The sequence below is a fragment of the Alkalicoccus chagannorensis DSM 18086 genome (assembly GCF_000429725.1).
GTDB lineage: Bacteria > Bacillota > Bacilli > Bacillales > Salisediminibacteriaceae > Alkalicoccus > Alkalicoccus chagannorensis.
In genome coordinates, this window is record NZ_AUCK01000008.1 from 141,746 (window position 1) to 160,247 (window position 18,502).

21 protein-coding genes, 1 pseudogene and 1 other annotated feature are annotated in these 18,502 nt (G+C 50.9%); of the genes and pseudogenes, 15 read left to right on the forward strand and 7 right to left on the reverse strand.

What is annotated here, in order from left to right; all coding sequences use genetic code 11:
• Window positions 1-49: 49 nt before the first annotated feature.
• Both G477_RS0107165 and G477_RS0107170 read left to right on the forward strand, forming a co-directional pair.
• The gene (locus tag G477_RS0107165; RefSeq protein WP_051287781.1) at window positions 50-766 is read left to right on the forward strand and encodes an AzlC family ABC transporter permease; all 717 of its coding nucleotides are present in this window, start codon (window positions 50-52) and stop codon (window positions 764-766) included.
• Window positions 756-1,067 carry an AzlD domain-containing protein gene (locus G477_RS0107170; RefSeq protein WP_051287783.1) on the forward strand — a complete coding sequence of 104 codons (312 nt, stop codon included), beginning with the start codon at window positions 756-758 and terminating at the stop codon, window positions 1,065-1,067. The genes G477_RS0107165 and G477_RS0107170 overlap by 11 nt, the downstream gene beginning before the upstream one ends.
• Here G477_RS0107170 and G477_RS0107175 read toward each other — a convergent pair.
• Window positions 1,032-1,679 (reverse strand): hypothetical protein, encoded by a 648-nt coding sequence (locus tag G477_RS0107175; protein WP_026697366.1) that lies wholly within the window; start codon window positions 1,677-1,679, stop codon window positions 1,032-1,034. The two genes, G477_RS0107170 and G477_RS0107175, sit on opposite strands and share 36 nt — an antisense overlap.
• A gap of 45 nt (window positions 1,680-1,724) precedes the next feature.
• Window positions 1,725-2,177, reverse strand: coding sequence for a GNAT family N-acetyltransferase (locus G477_RS0107180; RefSeq protein ID WP_026697367.1), 453 nt, complete (start codon window positions 2,175-2,177; stop codon window positions 1,725-1,727).
• Window positions 2,178-2,341: 164 nt separating this feature from the next.
• Here G477_RS0107180 and ctaG point away from each other — a divergent pair, with 164 nt between their 5' ends.
• From ctaG to fabF, 12 genes are all read left to right on the forward strand, one after another.
• On the forward strand, window positions 2,342-3,259 hold the full coding sequence (ctaG, locus tag G477_RS0107185; protein ID WP_026697368.1) for a cytochrome c oxidase assembly factor CtaG: 918 nt from the start codon (window positions 2,342-2,344) through the stop codon (window positions 3,257-3,259).
• Window positions 3,260-3,279: 20 nt separating this feature from the next.
• Window positions 3,280-3,891 (forward strand): SCO family protein, encoded by a 612-nt coding sequence (locus G477_RS0107190; RefSeq protein ID WP_026697369.1) that lies wholly within the window; start codon window positions 3,280-3,282, stop codon window positions 3,889-3,891.
• Between the two features lie 748 nt (window positions 3,892-4,639).
• The gene (locus G477_RS19000; protein ID WP_051287785.1) at window positions 4,640-5,917 is read left to right on the forward strand and encodes a molybdopterin molybdotransferase MoeA; all 1,278 of its coding nucleotides are present in this window, start codon (window positions 4,640-4,642) and stop codon (window positions 5,915-5,917) included.
• Window positions 5,914-6,381 (forward strand): molybdopterin-guanine dinucleotide biosynthesis protein B, encoded by a 468-nt coding sequence (mobB, locus tag G477_RS19005; protein ID WP_051287787.1) that lies wholly within the window; start codon window positions 5,914-5,916, stop codon window positions 6,379-6,381. Before G477_RS19000 ends, mobB begins: the two co-directional genes overlap by 4 nt.
• Window positions 6,366-6,803: a molybdenum cofactor biosynthesis protein MoaE gene (locus G477_RS0107210; RefSeq protein WP_035211473.1), complete on the forward strand. Its 438-nt coding sequence runs from the start codon at window positions 6,366-6,368 to the stop codon at window positions 6,801-6,803. Before mobB ends, G477_RS0107210 begins: the two co-directional genes overlap by 16 nt.
• Window position 6,804: 1 nt before the next feature.
• Window positions 6,805-7,035, forward strand: coding sequence for a MoaD/ThiS family protein (locus tag G477_RS0107215; RefSeq protein WP_245575428.1), 231 nt, complete (start codon window positions 6,805-6,807; stop codon window positions 7,033-7,035).
• Window positions 7,036-7,075: 40 nt separating this feature from the next.
• Window positions 7,076-7,255 (forward strand): hypothetical protein, encoded by a 180-nt coding sequence (locus G477_RS0107220; RefSeq protein WP_156897304.1) that lies wholly within the window; start codon window positions 7,076-7,078, stop codon window positions 7,253-7,255.
• Between the two features lie 62 nt (window positions 7,256-7,317).
• The gene (locus tag G477_RS0107225; protein ID WP_035211506.1) at window positions 7,318-8,268 is read left to right on the forward strand and encodes a BMP family ABC transporter substrate-binding protein; all 951 of its coding nucleotides are present in this window, start codon (window positions 7,318-7,320) and stop codon (window positions 8,266-8,268) included.
• Window positions 8,268-8,822, forward strand: coding sequence for a DinB family protein (locus tag G477_RS0107230; protein WP_026697374.1), 555 nt, complete (start codon window positions 8,268-8,270; stop codon window positions 8,820-8,822). The genes G477_RS0107225 and G477_RS0107230 overlap by 1 nt, the downstream gene beginning before the upstream one ends.
• Window positions 8,823-8,958: 136 nt before the next feature.
• Window positions 8,959-9,309 carry a hypothetical protein gene (locus tag G477_RS19010; protein WP_051287791.1) on the forward strand — a complete coding sequence of 117 codons (351 nt, stop codon included), beginning with the start codon at window positions 8,959-8,961 and terminating at the stop codon, window positions 9,307-9,309.
• Window positions 9,310-9,416: 107 nt separating this feature from the next.
• Window positions 9,417-10,349, forward strand: a complete 933-nt coding sequence (locus G477_RS0107240; protein WP_026697375.1) for a beta-ketoacyl-ACP synthase III — start codon at window positions 9,417-9,419, stop codon at window positions 10,347-10,349.
• A 17-nt stretch (window positions 10,350-10,366) separates the two neighbouring features.
• The gene (gene fabF / locus G477_RS0107245) at window positions 10,367-11,605 is read left to right on the forward strand and encodes a beta-ketoacyl-ACP synthase II (protein WP_026697376.1); all 1,239 of its coding nucleotides are present in this window, start codon (window positions 10,367-10,369) and stop codon (window positions 11,603-11,605) included.
• 628 nt (window positions 11,606-12,233) lie between these two features.
• Here fabF and G477_RS19015 read toward each other — a convergent pair.
• The 4 genes from G477_RS19015 to G477_RS0107265 form a co-directional block, all read right to left on the reverse strand.
• Window positions 12,234-13,292, reverse strand: a complete 1,059-nt coding sequence (locus G477_RS19015) for an LCP family protein (protein WP_084406166.1) — start codon at window positions 13,290-13,292, stop codon at window positions 12,234-12,236.
• Between the two features lie 138 nt (window positions 13,293-13,430).
• Window positions 13,431-14,423 (reverse strand): tryptophan--tRNA ligase, encoded by a 993-nt coding sequence (trpS, locus tag G477_RS0107255; RefSeq protein ID WP_051287793.1) that lies wholly within the window; start codon window positions 14,421-14,423, stop codon window positions 13,431-13,433.
• Between the two features lie 131 nt (window positions 14,424-14,554).
• Window positions 14,555-14,796 (reverse strand) — a binding site (T-box leader).
• Window positions 14,797-14,851: 55 nt separating this feature from the next.
• Window positions 14,852-15,832, reverse strand: a complete 981-nt coding sequence (locus G477_RS0107260) for a sodium:calcium antiporter (RefSeq protein ID WP_026697378.1) — start codon at window positions 15,830-15,832, stop codon at window positions 14,852-14,854.
• 199 nt (window positions 15,833-16,031) lie between these two features.
• Window positions 16,032-16,562, reverse strand: a complete 531-nt coding sequence (locus G477_RS0107265) for an HD domain-containing protein (RefSeq protein WP_026697379.1) — start codon at window positions 16,560-16,562, stop codon at window positions 16,032-16,034.
• 226 nt (window positions 16,563-16,788) lie between these two features.
• Here G477_RS0107265 and G477_RS19020 point away from each other — a divergent pair.
• Window positions 16,789-17,982 (forward strand): annotated as a pseudogene (locus G477_RS19020) (putative glycoside hydrolase); the annotation flags it as partial.
• On the opposite strand, the gene G477_RS21540 reads toward G477_RS19020, so the two are convergent.
• The coding region (locus tag G477_RS21540) for a transposase (RefSeq protein WP_245575421.1) at window positions 17,867-18,502 on the reverse strand (636 nt) is incomplete at its 5' end. The pseudogene G477_RS19020 and the gene G477_RS21540 overlap by 116 nt on opposite strands.

The window sequence follows — 18,502 nt, forward strand, 5'->3', positions numbered from 1 at the left end:
CCCCGGCCCGTGCGGGATTTTTATGTGATCAAAAGAGGAGGCGGCGGCGGTGGACGTTGTACATAATGAAAAAATCGAACAGGGAAGTGTGATTCAAGGGCTGACGGCGGGGGTGCCGATCGCGTTCGGCTATATGCCGGTAGCTATCACATTCGGATTACTGGCAGGTTCTACAGGATTGACGGCTGTCGAGGCGGTACTGATGAGCATGCTGGTGTTTGCGGGGGCTGCACAGTATATGGCCATCTCCATGATTGCCGTCAGCGCAGGTGCTCTGGAGATCGTCGCTGCCACCTTCATCGTGAATCTCCGTCATCTGCTCATGAGCGCTTCCATTCATGAGCGAACAGCGCCTTCTTCGAAAAAAGGGCGTGCTTTTTTCAGTTTCTTTTTGACGGATGAAGTGTTCGCTGTGTCTTCCGTGGCGGATGCGCCCGTTAAACCCGGCTATATTCTTGGCGTCGGAGTAAGTGCGTACGGAAGCTGGGTCGGGTTTACAGGTATCGGGTACTTTACCGGAGAGCTTCTTCCCGCAGTGCTCCAGGAGAGTATGGGAATCGCTTTGTATGCCTTGTTTATTGCGCTTTTGGTCCCCTCTATCAAGCAGGCCGGCAGAAGCATCCTCCTGCTGGCGCTGACCGCCGGGCTGTCCAACTGGCTTTACCTGCAGCTGCTGGATACAGGATGGGCTCTCATGGCCGCTTCCGTCACCTCGCTGCTCTTGTATGAACTGTTCATTGGAAAGGGGGAGGCTCATGCTGAATGAAGCCATTTTCTGGATGATTATTGGCATGGCCGTTGTCACGTACATACCGAGGATGCTTCCGCTGACGATCCTGTCAACGGAAGGCTGGCCGGAGTGGCTTCGCCGCATGCTTGGAAGGGTGCCTTACGCGGTACTCGGTGCATTAATATTCCCTGGTATTCTTTATGCGATGGACAGCCTGCTGCTGAGTGTTGCGGGCGGGGCTGCAGCGGTAGTCCTTGCCTGGCGCGGCGCCCCGCTGCTCGTCGTTGTCGCCGGCACCATTCTACTGCTCACTGCCCTGCAGTTCATGATCGGCTGACACAGGGCCTCCTTCTTTGCTTTCAGCAAAGGTATCGATGTGAAAATAGAGGCCATCTTTGATCTGAACGAGGTGCATGTCCGGATCATCATTAAAGAATTCCAGGTGCTCTTTCGTAATGATGACGGATTTTTTCGGTGTCATGTTGGGGGAGCCCTCGATTTCATGCAGTTCTGCTTCGAATACCTGATAGCCGAAGATAATCAGCAGGAGCGGATTAAAGTAATACATGGTCGTCTGCATCGACAGCACGAAAAGCAGGACGAAAATCAGCAGAAACGTCATGGTATCACTCGGAGAGTTGAATTCCGTATTCATGATGGGCAGGAAGAACGCCACCAGGTACGCCGTGAAGAGGGAATTCTTCAGCGGCTGGGCGCTTCGTGCGTGAACATAGGCTTCGGGTCGATTCTGACGGTTGTTTTTATGCATGAACAGTCCATGGTACGCATGGATGAAGCTGACTACCGTCATTACGGTAATTCCGGCAAGCAGCGTGTACAGAAACGCCGTGGAAATCGGCATGTCCTCATGAAGGCGTACTGCAGCAATGTAGAAGATGGGGGAGTAAGAGCTTAGAAAAATGGTCAGTTTTAAAAATCGCTGGTTCAAGGCCGCGGCCTCCTTCTCGAGCGTCGTCAATCGATGGTACTGGTGTTAAAGGGTCCGGCCGTACCGTTTGGACACGATGTCGTAAAAGCCGAGGGAATTGTACAGCCGCTTCGTTGCTTCGTTGTTCATTCCGGTTTCCAATTCAATTCCTTTAAAGCCTTCCGCTTCGGCCCATTGAAGTACCCGGAGGAGCAGCTTTCGGGCAATTCCCTGTTTCCGGTCCTGTTTTCTCACGTATAGTTCGTTCAACCAGAGGTAGTATCCGCCTTTATCCAGACCGACGCCTTTGTTGAAGAACGCACACCCGACGATCTCGCCCTTTTTCTCAGCTGCGAAAAATTCGGAGGCGCATCCATCCTCAAGAGATAGAGCAATGGTTGCCCGCAGTTCCTCGCGCATCGGCGGGCTGCTGAGCTGCTCCATCTGTTCCATCATCAAGGTGGTGAGCGCATCAATTGTTGTGTCGTCTGCTGGTTTCGTAACGTGATAAATCCGCATGACTCTGCCTCCATTTCCGCGCCCGTTCAATGAATAGTCAATTCTTTGCCTGCGAACGGGTGGGATTTATATAAAAATCGTGGTATAACTGTGTAAGAGTCCAGTCGAATCCGATACGCTGGATCGGAAGTTCAGACTGAATTGAACGTAAAGGAGATTGACAGATGGAACAGCTTTTCACGACATTTACCTTCCGCACCATCTGGACACCGGAATTACTTGTTGTTCTCGCTCTTATCAGCGCTCTTTACTTTCTTATCATAACAAAGTTCCGTGACCGTTTTCCAGAAGCGGAAGAAGTTCCGCTGCGGAGGAAGGTGTATTTTCACCTCGGCCTGCTTTGTATTTACCTTGGTTTCGGCGGTCCACTTTATGTTTTAGGCCACATTATGCTGAGCATGCACATGATTTCCATGGCCATTGTCTATTTGATTGCGCCGCCGCTGCTGCTGCTCGGGATCCCTTCCTGGTTCTTTGAAAAGTTCCGGCAGTTCCGGCCTGTACGTGGAATCTTCCTTGTACTCGGGTTTCCGGTGCTGGCACTGCTGTTGTTCAACGGGGCTTTTTCGGTATATCATATTCCCGGCGTATTCGATTACTTAATGACGAATGAAGGGCTGCATAACGTATATCAGCTTGGCATGTTCGGGCTTGCTGTTCTGATGTGGTGGCATATCCTGCCGCGGATCGATACAAAGTACCATTTGACAGAGCTGAAAAGAATTGGATATATGTTTGTCAGCGGAGTGCTTTTCACTCCGGCATGCGCGTTGATCATCTTTTCTACCAGCACGCTGTATGCAACGTACACCGATCCTGCTGTGTGGGCCTCTGCGATTGCCTACTGCCTTCCACCCGGAGCGGATATTCCATATGAAGTCATGCAGGGAGGCAACACGCTTACGTTCCTTACCCCCCATCATGATCAACAGTTCGGCGGCGCATTGATGAAAATTATTCAAGAGATCGTCTACGGTGTTGCTATCGGCTATTCCTTCCGCCTCTGGCAGAAGCGTGATAAAAAAGAAACACAGGAACTGGAACTGCAGGCCTACGAGATGTATGAGCCGAAGCCGCAGTAAATCAGTAAAGGATGATATATATGAAATGGATCGCGGCCGCCGCCGGCATAGTACTGCTCGGTGGATGCAGTTTTCTTTATGAAGACACGTCTGAATCAGGCCAGGCTGAAGTAGTGATAGATGTAACGACTGCGGATGAACCCTGGGAAGTAGCGCCGATGTCCGGTGTGAATCAGGAAGGCGACGATATCTCGACAGAAAGTCTGGAAGGAGACTGGTGGATTACAAAAATGGTTTTCACCCGCTGCCCGACAGTCTGTAATGTCATGTCCCCCAACATGTCCGAGCTGCAGGATGAGCTGAAGGAAGAGGATTTGGACGTGCAGATTGTATCCTTTACAGTAGATCCTGAATTCGATACGCCGGAGCGGCTGAAAGAGTACGGAGAATCGTATAACGCTGACTTTGATTCGTGGGATTTTGTGACGGGCTACGACTTTGACGAACTGCAGACCTTTGCGCAGGATTCCTTCTCTGCTCAGGTGATGGAAGCGCCGGAGCAGGATGATATTATCCATTCTACACGCTTTTATCTCGTGGACCCGGACGGTGTGATTCACCGCATGTATGCTGGAGAGGACAGCTTTGATCCCGAACGGACGATAGAAGATATTGAGGACGTGATTCAGTAAATCGGCCCGTCTTCCCTTCTGCTTCGGCACGGCATCTTCATGAAAGAAACCGGCCGGACTTTTCCCGGCGGAACCAGCGACCTTCCCGGCAGAAGCGCCGATCTGCTTCCAGCGAATAAAACAACGCCTCTTCTTCCCTGGATGGAAGGAGGGGTTTTTTCTTTGCAGGAAAGTATTCTCATGAAGAGAGACGGGTTCTAAAGCAAATGGTGGGGGAGAGGTTGATTTCAGGCGGACGCTTGCCAGGGGGCGCTGCCCTTCACTTCTGAAAAGGTTTCGTTGTTGTTTTTTTCAAGGCTGTGTTATCGGTCGTCGTTGATTTCATCCGCTTTCGACGGACGCTTGCTCAGGAGCTTGTCCTCCATGATCCTTCGCGAGGCGGAGGAGGATTTTCGGACTGCGCTTATCCCTAGAGCGTCGCAGCCTATCGCTGCTTCATGAAGTAACAACAAGCTTCAACAAAGCTTTTTTCAGAGTGAATCATAGATTCATCCCAACATGTGAATGAGAACCGAGCGACGGCGGTGTCGTCTGCTGCATGAGCAGAAAGAAGCCCCTGTCTTCCCTCCAGAGCCTGCGGCGTAACGTTCCGGCGAAAGCAGTTTCAGCTGATAAGAGAAGTGTCGGCCGTCAGGTCTCGTAAACGGCGATCTTTTCCGCTGGATAAGGACAAGCCATGTGCTTCGGTGATAAAATGAGAACGGAAGTTGAAACAGCAGAAGAGTGGCATAGAGCAGGAGGGTGACTAATGGTGGAAAAAAGAACGCCGATGCAAGTAGAAGAAGCGGTATCACGGGTGATGAAACAGGCAGTACCCGGTAAAACAGAACGGGTTGAACTTCATCAGGCGCACGGAAGATGGCTTCGGGAAGCGATACAGGCAGATGCACCTGTTCCTCCGTTTGACCGCTCTCCTTACGATGGGTTTGCGGTTCGTGCAGAAGATACGACGCAGGCGTCCAAACAGGAGCCGGTGCCTCTTAAAGTACTGGAGACGATAGGGGCAGGACAGGTGGCAGAACACGGGCTTGATGCCGGGGAGTGTATCCGCATCATGACAGGGGCGCAGATGCCGGCTGGTGCGGATGCGGTGATCATGCTCGAGCTCGTCCAGGAAACGTCGCTGGATACCATCACGCTGCAGCGGCCGGTGCAGTCCTGCGAGAATGTCGTGATCAAGGGCGAAGAGACAAAGCAGGGAGATCTGCTGGCAGAGGCAGGAAGGCCGATTCACTCCGGGACTGCTGCTGCCCTGGCTTCTTTCGGTTACGGCTCTCCCCTCGTAAGCGTGAAGCAGCGTGTCGGAGTGCTTGCTACCGGGACGGAACTGCTCGAGCCGCACGAAGAGCTCCAGCCGGGAAAAATCCGCAACAGCAATGCGCCGATGGTTTGTGCCCAGGTAAAGGAAGCCGGAGCGGAGCCGGTCTATTTAGGGCAGCTGCCTGATGACTTTGATTCCTGCTATGAACACATCAAATCGGCTCTCCATGAAGTCGATGTCCTGATCACAACAGGCGGCGTTTCTGTCGGCGATTTTGATTTTCTCCCAGCCATCTACGAGAAACTCGGAGCTGACGTGATGTTTAATAAAGTGGCTATGAGGCCCGGCAGTGTAACGACTGCAGCCGTTCGTGAAAATCAGATGCTCTTTGGGTTGTCCGGCAACCCCTCGGCCTGTTTCGTCGGTTTTGAGCTCTTCGCGGGACCGTTTCTCAAAGCATGCGCCGGAGCAGAGATGCCGTACCTGAAACGTGAAAAAGCAGTTCTCCAAACGGACTTCCCCAAACCGAATCCATTCACCAGGTTCGTCCGCAGCAAAACGAGTATGGCTGACGGCAGACTTCAGGCGGCTCCAGCCGGACTGGATAAATCCCAGGTGGTGACGTCCCTCGTAGAAGCAGATTCGCTGATGATGCTCCCAGGGGGGACAAGAGGATTTCACGCAGGAGATCAAGTGGATGTACTGCTTCTCCGGGGCAGCGGAAGTGCGGCATTTGCGCAGGCAGTGAAGGAGAGGGACACGTGAGAATTATCCAGGCCGCCGGTTGGAGCGGATCCGGCAAGACGACGCTCATACAGCTGCTGCTGGAACGGCTGCGGGCAGAGCAGGTGAAAGCAGCCGTGCTGAAACACCACGGCAAAACAGCGCCGCTCACGCTCGATCAGGGGAAAGATACTTGGAACCACCGCCAGGCCGGAGCCGTAGAAACAATGGTGACCGGGGCGGGGCAGTCGCAGTGGACAGCAGAAGCGGAAGTATCTCTCGAAGAGGCAGTTGAATTTTTTTATCACCGGGGCGTGGACATGCTTCTAGTTGAAGGCTGGAAACACGCCCACCTGCCGAAAATTGTCCTGCTGCCCGAACACGCGGAAGCGCCGCAGTGGCCGGACATCGTAAAAATTATTAGAGGCAGCGACATGCCTGTTGACGAGCTGGAGGAGATCATGTGGAAGAAAAGCATTTGTTTCGAGTCATGGAAGAACCGTTAAGCGCCGACCGGATTCAATCCCTGGTGGCCTCTCCGGATGCGGGGGCTGTCAATTTGTTCATCGGGACGGTGCGCGAATGGACGAAAGGAAAACGCACACTCTCGCTCACGTACGAAGCGTATGTGCCGATGGCAGAAAAAAAGCTGGCGCAGATCGGCATGGAAATAGCAGAAAAATGGCCGGGGACGAAGACAGCGGTTCATCACCGGACCGGCCCGCTGGAGATTGGGGAGGCAGCGGTGATCATCGGAGTCGCGTCTGCTCATCGGGAAGCTGCAATTCAAGGGAGCAGCTATGCGATTGAACGGATCAAAGAAATTGTCCCGATATGGAAAAAAGAGCACTGGGAAGACGGAAGCAGCTGGATCGGAGATCAACTGGAAACGTCGAGGTATGACGAAGGAGGTCCTGACATTGATTAGCGTGTATTTTTTTGCCGGCTTAAAAGAAGCGGCCGGTCAGGAGAAGTGGGAGATTGACCGCGAAGAGATATCCATCGGTGAACTCCGCAGGGAAGCCGCGGCCGCTTTTCCGGAGGCGGCGGAAGTGATCGGCCGTTCCATGATGGCGGTGAACGAAGAATTTGCATCAGACAGTGAGCTTGTCACGAGCAGCGATAATGCGGCGTTCCTTCCGCCGGTATCAGGAGGTTGAGCGTGGTTTCAAACCGATCAGGATGGAGAGGTGCATCGCAGTGAAGTTTGTTTATGGCGTCATCATTTTTTCGGTCACAGCCCTCGTACTTTATTTAATTCTTGACTTGTATACAGCTGTCCCGGTAGAGGCGGCCGTCGTAACGGCACTCGGGGCAGGCCTGCTGCTGGAGTGGAGTTATTTTGAATTCAGAAAAAAACAGCAGCATGAGAAGGAGTGACCACGTTCTCTGTCGAAATAGTTGGCAGAATTAGACAAGACCGTGGGGGGATCAAGGTGCGTATGACGTATTTGATGCTGCTGGTGCCGGCAATACTGCTCAGCGGCTGTATAGGGAGCGGCGGTACGGAGGAAATCCGTACGGGACTGCTGCTGCCTCATGCAATAGAGGATCAGGAATGGAATCAGCTTGGCTACGAAGGAATTACGGAGATAGAAGAGCAGCTCGCCGCTGATGTATTTGTCCAGGAGGATATCCGCACGGACACAGACGTCGAGGCAGTGCTGTCTGCCTGGCAGGAAGACGAGGTAAACCTCGTGTTCGGCCATGGATCGCTGTACGCCGATATTTTCCGTGAACAGGCGGATCAGTATTCCGACATCCATTTTGTTGTTTTTAATGACGATGCAGCTGGAGAAAATATGACGAGCCTGCATTTCGAAGGATACGCCATGGGATACTTTGCCGGGATGCTGGCCGCAGAGAAAAGCAGAACCGGCAGAAGCGGTGTCATCGCAGCCTTTCCATTTCAGCCGGAAGTGGATGGATTTCTGGACGGGGCAGCTTATCACGATGAATCCCATGACGTCGAGGTCGCATTTACCGAGAGCTGGATCCGCAGAGATCTTGCGGCCGGCGCCTATGACGACATGATGACGGAGGGGACGGATGTTTTCTATCCGGCCTCGGATGGGTACAATGAATATATTATCGATCTTGCAGAAGAACAAGGCAGCTTCGTCATCGGCTACGTTACCGACCAGGCCCACCTTTCACCGGACCACGTCCTTACGAGTACGGTGCAGGATGTTGTCAATGTGTATGTCGATACGGCAGAGGATTTTCAGAATGGCGATCTGGAAGCAGGAACCCGCCATCTGGATTTTGGTGAGGAAGCGATCATCATGGGAGAATATGGTGCCGGTGTAGCGGAGGAAACACGTCAATGGATGGAAGAACACGTGGAACACTACAAAGAAACAGGAGAACTTCCTGAGGAGGTATCATCATAGTGAAAGAATATACTCTTGCTCCCGTGACATCCAGAGAATCCCTTCATCTTCTTGGAGGGCTGGTTCAGACACGTGAAAAACTACTGGATTTTATCGCTGGTCTCGATGAAGAGGACATTCATCACCCCGTTCAGGAGTTTCCGACTATTGGCGGTTATGCCCTGCATCTCGCGCAGATAGAGTGGTGGTGGAACTTCGTCGTCCTCCGGGATGAAGGTATTTCCTCAGATGTAAAGGAACGGTTCCGTTTCTCCCACAAGCAGGAAATTCCTGCAGCGGGCGGGCTGGAAAAAAGCTATATCCTTGCCCGGCTGGGAGAATCACGGATGCATACGAGAGAGTTTTTCTACGCGTTATCGGACCAGGAATTCCGCCGGCCGGATCTCACTATTTCCGGCGGGAGCAGCGATGAGTTTTTTTCTCCCGAATGGGTTCTGCATCATCTGCACTATCATGAAAGTTATCATCTCGGTCAGATGAATATGCTCCGCCAATGGATGAACGGCCAGCGGGAAAAGTGGGAACACTTCAATACGCCGTACTTGTCGATGTAGTACCAGGACGCACGGCTGGTCATGACATCAAAAAAATACTAGGATGGTAGAAGTACATCCTGTAAAGGCCCGCAGGACGAAAAAACGCTGCGGGTCTCTGCATGAGGATACTGCACATGGGAAGGAGTGCTGCTTAATGTCTGGAAACGAAAAAGCGGTAAATAAATTAGCACAGCGGGTGCTGGATGGCTATGAAGCTGTTCATCAAAAGGAGTATTCCAGAGCCCGGCAGTTATTAGAACCGATGGTGCCGATGCTTCACACGGAAAACAAACCGAATGCAAAACTGCTCTGCTACACAGCCATCGCACAGATCGGGGACAAGGATGCGGAAGCATTTCTTTCCACAATGGAGCACCTGAAGCCGCTGACACCGAAAGACAATCAGGAAAAAAAGCTGATCGAGCGCGTGGACGAGATGTTTCAGGAGCTGATGGAAACGCTCGAAGATGATGGAAATGAGAAGCAGAACAACCCACTGCATTAACGGAGTTCCGGCCGGCCAGAGCGCTGTGCCGGAACGCTTCTTGCAATTTTTTTAGTAACAGGTCATAATGATACATAATAAGTTTTTTTGAAATGGGAGGAGCATGTATGCGCGCAGGAATATGGGGCATGGGTACCTATGTCCCCGACAATGTCATTACAAATGAATATCTGGAGCAGATTCTCGATACATCCGATGAATGGATTCAGACGAGAACCGGCATCAAAGAACGTCGTATTGCGCCGGATGAAATCAAGTCGTCGCACATGAGTTTTGCAGCGGCTGAAGATGCATTAACGGATGCAGGTATTACGGCGGAAGAACTGGATATGATTATTGTAGCTACAGTGACGCCGGATCAGAGTTTTCCTTCCGTATCATCCATGATCCAGCATCAGTTGGGCGCTGTGAATGCAGCAGCCATGGATGTAGGAGCTGCCTGCGCCGGGTATCTCTATGGCATGGCCGTCGGAAAACAGTTTATTGAAACAGGTACGTATAAGCATGTTCTCGTCATAGGAACCGAGAAATTATCGCAGACGATTAATTGGGAAGACCGGAATACCGCTGTTCTCTTTGGCGATGGTTCCGGCGCCACCGTGCTCGGTCCCGTCCGCGAAGACCGCGGAATTCTCTCCTTTGAGCTTGGGTCTGATGGCAGCGGCGGTGCGCACATCCGCATGAACGATTATATTTTCATGAACGGACGCGAAGTCTTCAAATTCGCCGTGAGGCAGATGGGGGAATCCTGCATCAACGCGGTGGAAAAAGCCGGGCTGACCAAAGACGATGTGGATTTTCTCGTACCGCATCAGGCGAATATCCGCATCATGGAAGCCGCGAGGCAGCGCCTGGAACTTCCTCAAGAAAAAATGTCAAAAACGGTCGACCGCTATGGCAACACGTCGTCGGCTTCGGTACCATTATCATTGAAGTATGAAATCGATCAAGGAAAAATCAACGAGGGGGATGTCATTGTACTCGTAGGCTTTGGAGCCGGGCTCGTTTGGGGATCAATGGCACTTGTCTGGGGAAAATAGAAAGGGGTTAACAAAACATGACGAAACAACGAGTGGTAGTGACAGGTTACGGAGCAGTAACTCCGCTGGGACTGAATGCGGAGACGAGCTGGGACGGGATCAAAAACGGAAGATCCGGCATCGATACCTTCACGAAATATGAGAATGCAGACTTCCCTGCGAAAGTGGCAGGGGAGGCAGCGGATTTCGATCCTGCAGATTTTATGGATCCAAAAGATGCACGCAAGATGGATCGTTTCACGCAATTTGCGGTTGCGGGAGCTGAGATGGCGGTGAAACATGCCGGTCTGGATATTAACGAGGATAACGCCTCACGTATCGGTGTCTGGATCGGATCCGGCATCGGTGGAATGGACACATACGAGAAGCAGTTCCGGCTTTATGAGAAACGGGGATACCGTCGTGTCTCTCCTTTCTTTGTACCAATGCTGATTCCAGACATGGCTGCTGGACAGGTTTCTATCTCTCTCGGAGCAAAAGGCATTAACTCGTGTTCAGTGACCGCCTGCGCCTCCGGTGCGAATTCAATCGGCGATGCGTACAAAGTCATTGAACGTGGGGATGCTGACGCGATGATTACTGGTGGAGCTGAAGCGCCGCTGACAGAAATGTCCTTTGCAGGATTCTGTTCCGCGCGTGCCCTTTCCACCAATCCCGATCCTGCAACAGCAAGCCGTCCATTTGATAAAGAACGGGATGGCTTTGTTATGGCCGAAGGTGCGGGAATTCTTGTACTGGAATCCCTCGACGCTGCTCAGGCAAGGGGAGCGAAGATCTATGCTGAAATTACCGGATATGGAGCTACCGGGGATGCTTACCATGTAACGGCTCCAGCCCCGGAAGGTGAAGGTGCTGCCCGTGCCATGCAGCAGGCATTGGACCAGAGTGGAACAGCGCACGAAGAAGTAGACTACATTAATGCTCACGGTACCAGCACAGAGTATAACGATGCTTACGAAACAACAGCCGTAAAATCGGTTTTTCAGGATCATGCCTTCACATTGGCGATGAGTTCCACAAAATCGATGACCGGTCACCTGTTAGGTGCTGCAGGTGCGGTGGAAGCCATTTTTGCAGTCAAAGCGATTGAAGACCAGCTTATGCCGCCGACCATGAATTACGAGAACGAGGATCCTGCTTGTGATCTGGATAAAGTGCCCAACAAAGCACGCAGTGCCTCGGTGACGACAGTAATGAGTAATTCACTTGGATTCGGTGGACACAACGTGTCTCTCTTGTTTAAAAAATTCGTTTAATTCTATCTGAAGCAGCACTCTTCGGGAAAGAGGAGACTGTGATGTAATAAGTAGATAGGCAAATATCTCCATTTGAGATGACCCCCGAATGTTAGTCCAACAATCTAACATTCGGGGGTCTTTGTGATGGTTCCAACGATTCTAGGCTCTAAAATAAATGTGGTTCTGAAATATATGTTGGGGTGTGGAAACAACGTCTACGCCGATTTCCTTCGTTTTCGGCGGACGCTTGCCAAGGGGCTTGCCCTCAACTATCATTCGCGGAGCGAATGAGGATTTTCGGACGGCGCTTGATCCCTCTGGCGTCGCCGCCTGTCACTTACGGAAACACTCGCATTTGTGTTTGTTTATCGTTTTTTTTAACATACCCTATTTGAGGGAGTATCTTTAGATACCAGGGTGGTTACCCCAACAATTGACGTAGAACCTACAAAGAAGGCCGTCTCAACCAATCGGATGAGGCGGCCTTCGCAGCATCGTTCTGATGCTTTTTATTCAATTTGTCAAAGAGTAGATGCCAGAGGAGAAAAACGGCGGCTTCGTGCGCTGCGCGGGAAGAAAGAAGAACCCTTTCCTTCATTATTCAGCCTGAAGCACACTCCGCATCAGCTTTTTCGGCATGAAGGGGTTACTCACGGCCTGCGTGCGGCATTCGGTGATAAATCGAGGCAGATTCTTCCTCTGCTGATTCTGAAGCGGATGTTCCTTCTGCTTCAAAAAAGTCTGCCAGCACTTCAATGTTTGCCTCGAAATCCGGTTCGAGTACAGATCCAGCGTGCGAATGATAGTTATAGTCATACCCGCCTTCAGCAGGGATGGTTATCGTCTCGATATCTTCATCTCCATGGAGGAAAAAATCCCTTGTGTAGGAAATGAGCTGCTGATTGGACATGTTCGTCTGGAAGAACGGCTCCATTGAACCGAGGAGTTGAGGCACTCTGGAAACCCCGGAGAGTGTCATCAGCTCGTCCTGCAGGTTGCTCAGCATTTCCTGCTGCCGCTGGACACGGCCGAAATCATTGTTGCCGTCATTTCTGAATCTGACAAACTCCAGCGCTTCATCTCCGTCGAGGACATGCTCGCCTTCTTCAAAATCAATAAGAAGACCGCCGGCTTCATCCTCGTAGTACATATCCTCTTCCACCTCGACCTCAATGCCATCTGGAGCAAGGACATCAACGATCTGTGTGAACCCATCGAAGTTGACCTGCGCGTAATAGTGAAGTGGGAATTCGAAGTTTTCGTCAATAGTTTCCCTCAGCAGTTCCAGGCCGCCGTATGCATAAGCCGCATTCAGTTTATTGGAGCCTCGTCCAGGGATGTCAACATACATATCCCGCATCATGGAAGCAAGCTTTAGTTCGCCGTCTTCCGGATGATACTGCCCAATGAGAATCGTATCCGTACGACCTTCATCCGAATCATCGCCGACACCGATCAAGAGGAGATTAATGTGATCCAGCTCTTCTTCCTCGTCTTCTTCGGGATCTGCAGCGTCAAATTCAATGTCTTCGTTATTATCTACGGTTCCGCCCTCGCGTTCGATTTCTTCTATGGAAGCTTCTCTTGCATTATCGAATTCATTTACTGCCCATGCTGCAAAGCCGACTCCGCCAAGTACGAAAATCAGTACCGTCAGCGTCAGGAACTTCAGCCAGAGAGGCAGAGCTTTTTTTGTTTTCCCCATCAGATTCACCTCAACAATAGTGATTATACCAGATGGAGATACGGATAGAGAATAGATTCTTGACGATTAATGAAAAAAAGAAGAAAGAAATGGAAAAGCGGAGCAGCGCACCGCTGATTTTTTTGAATCGGCCGGACATCACCGCCGCTTTTGTCGGCCGAGTCCCATCGCGCGCTCCGCTTTGGCAAGCATCTTGGCGGCTTTTTTGTCTGCCCGGGCTGCGCCCTCATCCAGAATATCGTCAAGTTCGGCCGAATCCATCAGCTCTTTCCATCGTTCCTGAATAGGAGAAAGGACAGAGATGACAGCTTCTGCTACAGCGTCTTTGAATGCGCCGTATCCGCTGTCCCGGTACTTCTCTTCCAGCTGCTCTATACTGTCTCCGGAACAGAGGGAAAAGATAGTAAGCAGGTTGGAAATGCCGGCTTTATTCTCTTTATCAAAGGCCACAATCCCCTCGGAATCTGTGACAGCACTGCGGAATTTTTTCCGGATGGTATCCGGTTCATCCAGCATCGAAATGTAGCTTTTTGCCTTCGGGTTTGATTTGCTCATTTTCTTTTCCGGATCATTCAGTGCCATGATGCGGGCACCAACCTTCGGGATCCTGACTTCCGGAACGGTAAATATATCGTTGTACTGGGTGTTGAAGCGGGATGCAAGGTTTCGAGTGAGTTCCAGGTGCTGTTTTTGATCTTCCCCTACAGGGACGACATCGGTTCCGTAAAGCAGAATATCGGCAGCCATTAACGGCGGATAGGTCAGCAGCGCTGCGGACACAGCATCACTGCCGCTGGATTTGTCTTTGAACTGCGTCATCCGCTCCAACTCCCCGATATAGCTGATGCACTGCATCATCCAAGCCATCTGCGCATGGGCAGGGACTTCCGACTGTATGAACAGCGTTGATTTTTCCTGGCTGATCCCCGCAGCCAGATAGAGCGCCGCAAGACTCCGGGTGTTCCGACGGAGATCTTCTTTTTTCTGCGGAACGGTGATTGCGTGCTGGTCGACGATGCAGAAGTAGCAGTCTTCGTCCTCCTGCATGTCGACGAAATTTTTCATGGCTCCAAGATAGTTGCCGAGCGTCAACGTTCCACTCGGTTGAATACCGGAAAAAACAGTTTTCATAGCATGTACCTCCATTGGTTTTTCTGTATGATCTCTTTCGGCCCTCTCCGTTTCCGGTCTGTGTCGGCTTAGAAGAGGGATCTTTAAACCCGTCTCCTGGTCCAGACAAAAAAGGCCCATCCGTCCCCTGATACAGGGACGAATGGACCGTGGTACCACCCTTATTACACAGCTTGGCTGTGCATCTTGACCTGCTCCGGAAAGGAAGAGGTTCTCGTTTGGTATCGGGGGAGAAATCCCGGGACTGCCTACTGCAGATTCAGCTGTCCGGCTCGAAAGTCCATTCCTTTTACCAGCAGGGTCTGTTTGCACCAGCCACAGACTCTCTGAACCTGCTTGTTGTAAAAGTACTACTCTTTCTCATTGCCTGGTTCCTATTCGAGATTAGTATATCCGATTGCTGCAGGTTCTGCAAGGTGATACAGGTGCTAACTGCTCCAGATAAAAATCACAAAGCTGCTGATGACATAAAAGAGGACGACAAGAAACGCATTTGCAGCGTAAAAGAATTGAGGCTTTCTGTTTCTGATAAAGACGAACAGGATGAAGATCATGTGCAGGATAATGACAGCGCCGGCGCTGATCAGCGTCGCAGGATGCACCTGCTCGAGAACCGCTCCCTCCAGGTATGCAAGATCAATGATGATCAGAATCAGCAGATTGAATAAGTTGGATCCAAGGATATTTCCGAGGGCGAGGCGGTAATTCATGAGCTGAACAGCGACAAGGACAGTGACAAGCTCTGGCAGGGAGGTGGCGCCTGCCAGCAGGAAGGTTCCGATAAAGGTGGACCCAATGCCGGTAGCCGCCGCAATGCCATCCGCGCTGATAGACAGGAGTGAACCAGCTGCAAGGGTGATGAGGGCGGCAGCCGCAAAACCTTTCTTTGCTGTGGAGAGAGAAACAGCTTTATAGTCATCGGTGATTTCCTCCGTTGGCAGCCCGCTATTCTGGTCTTTTGAAACATAAGCCATCCCGAGGATATAGAGAGAGAATAATATCATCAATTCGACACCAATGCCGAAGAAGGACAGATTGCCTGACCAGAAAACGGCGGTAGCGGTCCAGGCGGTCATCACCATACTCAACCAGGCCGTCTTGATCTGCTGGGTATCCATTGCCCGTAGAATCTGCTTCTGCCGGTAGATGAGGTCAATCAGCGCGAGAATAAATAAATTGAATAAGTTGCTGCCGAATACATTACTTACAGCCAGATCCGGATTACCTACAACGACCGCCGTAACACTCGTAGTTACTTCCGGCAGGGATGTTGCCCCAGCAAGCAGAATGGTACCGGCCATCAAACTGCCGAGTCTCGTCTTTTCTCCAATCACATCTGCATACGTGGACAATTTCACGGCCGATATGATCGTCACGGCAGCTGCCACTGCAAACAGAAAAAACATCATAAATAAGCCCCTCTTTCCACGGGCAGAAAACAAAAAACCTTTCTGCACCGGCTTGTGTACAGAAAGGTCTCGCTGACTCATCGCTGAGCTTTATAGACCGGACAGCGCGGAGGCTGACGGGATGACGATCTATAAACCGTAGTGGCTGCTACTCCCCCATCTCATCTTAAATTAGCATAGGGAATAGGGAAAAGCAACATCATGAGGATGCTGCAGTCTGCGTGCAGCGGGCGGTGAGCATGGTGTCCAGAGCTGTCAGGCTTTTCACGGCGGAGTCATCTGTTATCTTCCGGTAATGATGCGCACCGCCGGGTTCTTCATCTGCTTCGTCAGCAGCTGCTACAACTTCCTGCAGTTTGTCTTTTTTCATACTCGGATCAGGAAGAAAGGAATCGGTGTGAAAGAGCACGGCGAGGGAGATTTCTTTCGCTTTTTCCGGATCTTCTCCCAAGCGGATCAACAGCTTGTGTGCTCGTTCAGCTCCTTTGATGGCATGAATGTCATTACGACGGTATTGTTCATAGTCCCAGCTTCCATTCTGGTACCAGGTATAGTGTCCAATATCATGAAGGAAGGCAGCTTTGCACGCAGCATCAGCATCTACGCCGGCTCGCTCAGCAAGAGCAAAAGCGTTGTATGCACATGCAACCGCGTGGGCAAGGCCGGACCTTCTCAAATACTTTTGAGCAATAGGGTGATGATAAATATCGACCATGTAAACACGTGACATAGCGGCTTCCTCCTTATTTTATATATTTCTCCTATGATACAGTTTTCTGGTTTCGATGTCAATAGAAAATTCACTACCTTATTGATTTGAAAAAGAATTTAAAAAATCATTCGTAAAACATTGGTAAAAGCCTGGAGGCGATGTATAATTATATAGAAAGAAAAGGAGTCCATCCGTTGACGGATGCTGCCTTTTATCATGAGCTTGGAAAGCGGGTAATAAACTAATGAAAAAAACAGCAGGAGCAGCCGTAGCTGCAGTATTGATCGCAGGTATACATGGAAGTGCGGGAGCCGAAGGAGAGGCAGAAGCGCTGACGATTCAGCATCCAGTAACGAAAGAAGTGTCGCTTCAGGCGCATAACTGGCCGGAACAGATTGCCCGGTTCAGTTTTGACAGTGGGTTCGACTTTGAGTATCCGGACGCCGTCAGAGGGATTTTCGTGACCGGGCACTCAGCCGGGGGTTCACGATTTGACGATCTGCTGCAGCTGGTCGATGACACCGCACTGAATGCCATGGTCATTGATGTCAAAGAAGATGATGGGTACATTACGTTCACGCCGGAGGAAGCGAGTCCCTACATAGATATCTCTCAGCCGATGATCAAGGATCCGGAGGAGATGATGCGGACACTCGAAGAAAACGATATCTATCCAATCGCAAGAATCGTCGCTTTCAAAGATACGCTGCTTGCAGAAGAGCGACCGGATCTGTCCTTTACACAGAATGGCGAAGTGTGGAAAAACAGCCGGGGAGAAGCATTCACAAATCCTTTCCTGCAGGAAGTATGGGACTATAATGTCGACGTTGCGATTATGGCAGCGGAGATGGGCTTTGAAGACATTCAGCTGGACTATGTGCGTTTCCCGGAAGGTTTTGAGAACAGAGACGAAGATCTGGACTATGATACCGGGGAATATACGGACCGTCCAGGAGATAATGTATCGCGGCGTGTCGATGCGGTAACTGAATTTATTGAGTATACAAGGGAAGCACTTGAACCATACGATGTAGAGCTTTCTGCCGATGTATTCGGATATGCCGCCACGATACCGGCAGCGCCGGGGATCGGGCAGGATTTTTCAAAAATCGCAGACAACGTAGACGTGATGTCCTCGATGATTTACCCGAGCCACTGGGGTCCTTATTTCGGTATCGACCAACCGGATCTCTATCCTTACGATCTTGTTGATGAATACTCCCAGGTGGAAAATGAGGTGCTCGGAGCACTCGATGACCCACCGGTCTCCCGTCCGTGGATACGGGATTTCACTGCATCCTATCTTGGATCCGGTAACTACCTCAACTACGGAGTAGAGGAAGTGGAAGCACAGATTCAGGCGATGTATGACAACGACATCTACGAATTCCTTCTATGGAACGCTTCAAACCGCTACACGGAGGGAGTAGACTACCTTCTCGACGTGAATCCGGATGATCTGGAACGAGGGCGCCTCGCCGGCAGTGGTGACGATGACGAAGACGAGAGTGACGCGGAAGAGGACAGTGGTGACGAGACACCAGAGGAAGACGACGACAACAACAATGAACCAGACGCAGACGACAATGAAGAATAACGTGTAGAGAAAAGAGGCTGGGACAAAAAGTTCTAGCTAAGTAAAAACGCTTCCGATTATCCAAAATGGATAATCGGAAGCGTTTTGTTTGTACATTCGAATAACGCAGGCGACTCATGGCAGTGAACTTCCTTAAGTTCACTGCCATGAGTGCAAATCCCATTTCTTGTTTCACCTTGTCTTTGCCTCTCACCGACATTCTGGTGAAACGCAAATTCGCCTTCAGAAACCCAAAAACTGGTTCTACGTCGGTTTTACGCCGCCCGTAAATTGCTCCAGTTTCTTCTTCCGAAAGCAGTTGACGAATATTCTCTTTTTGCTTCTCCCATTTTTCATTGAGATAAACCTTGCGGTTTTTTCC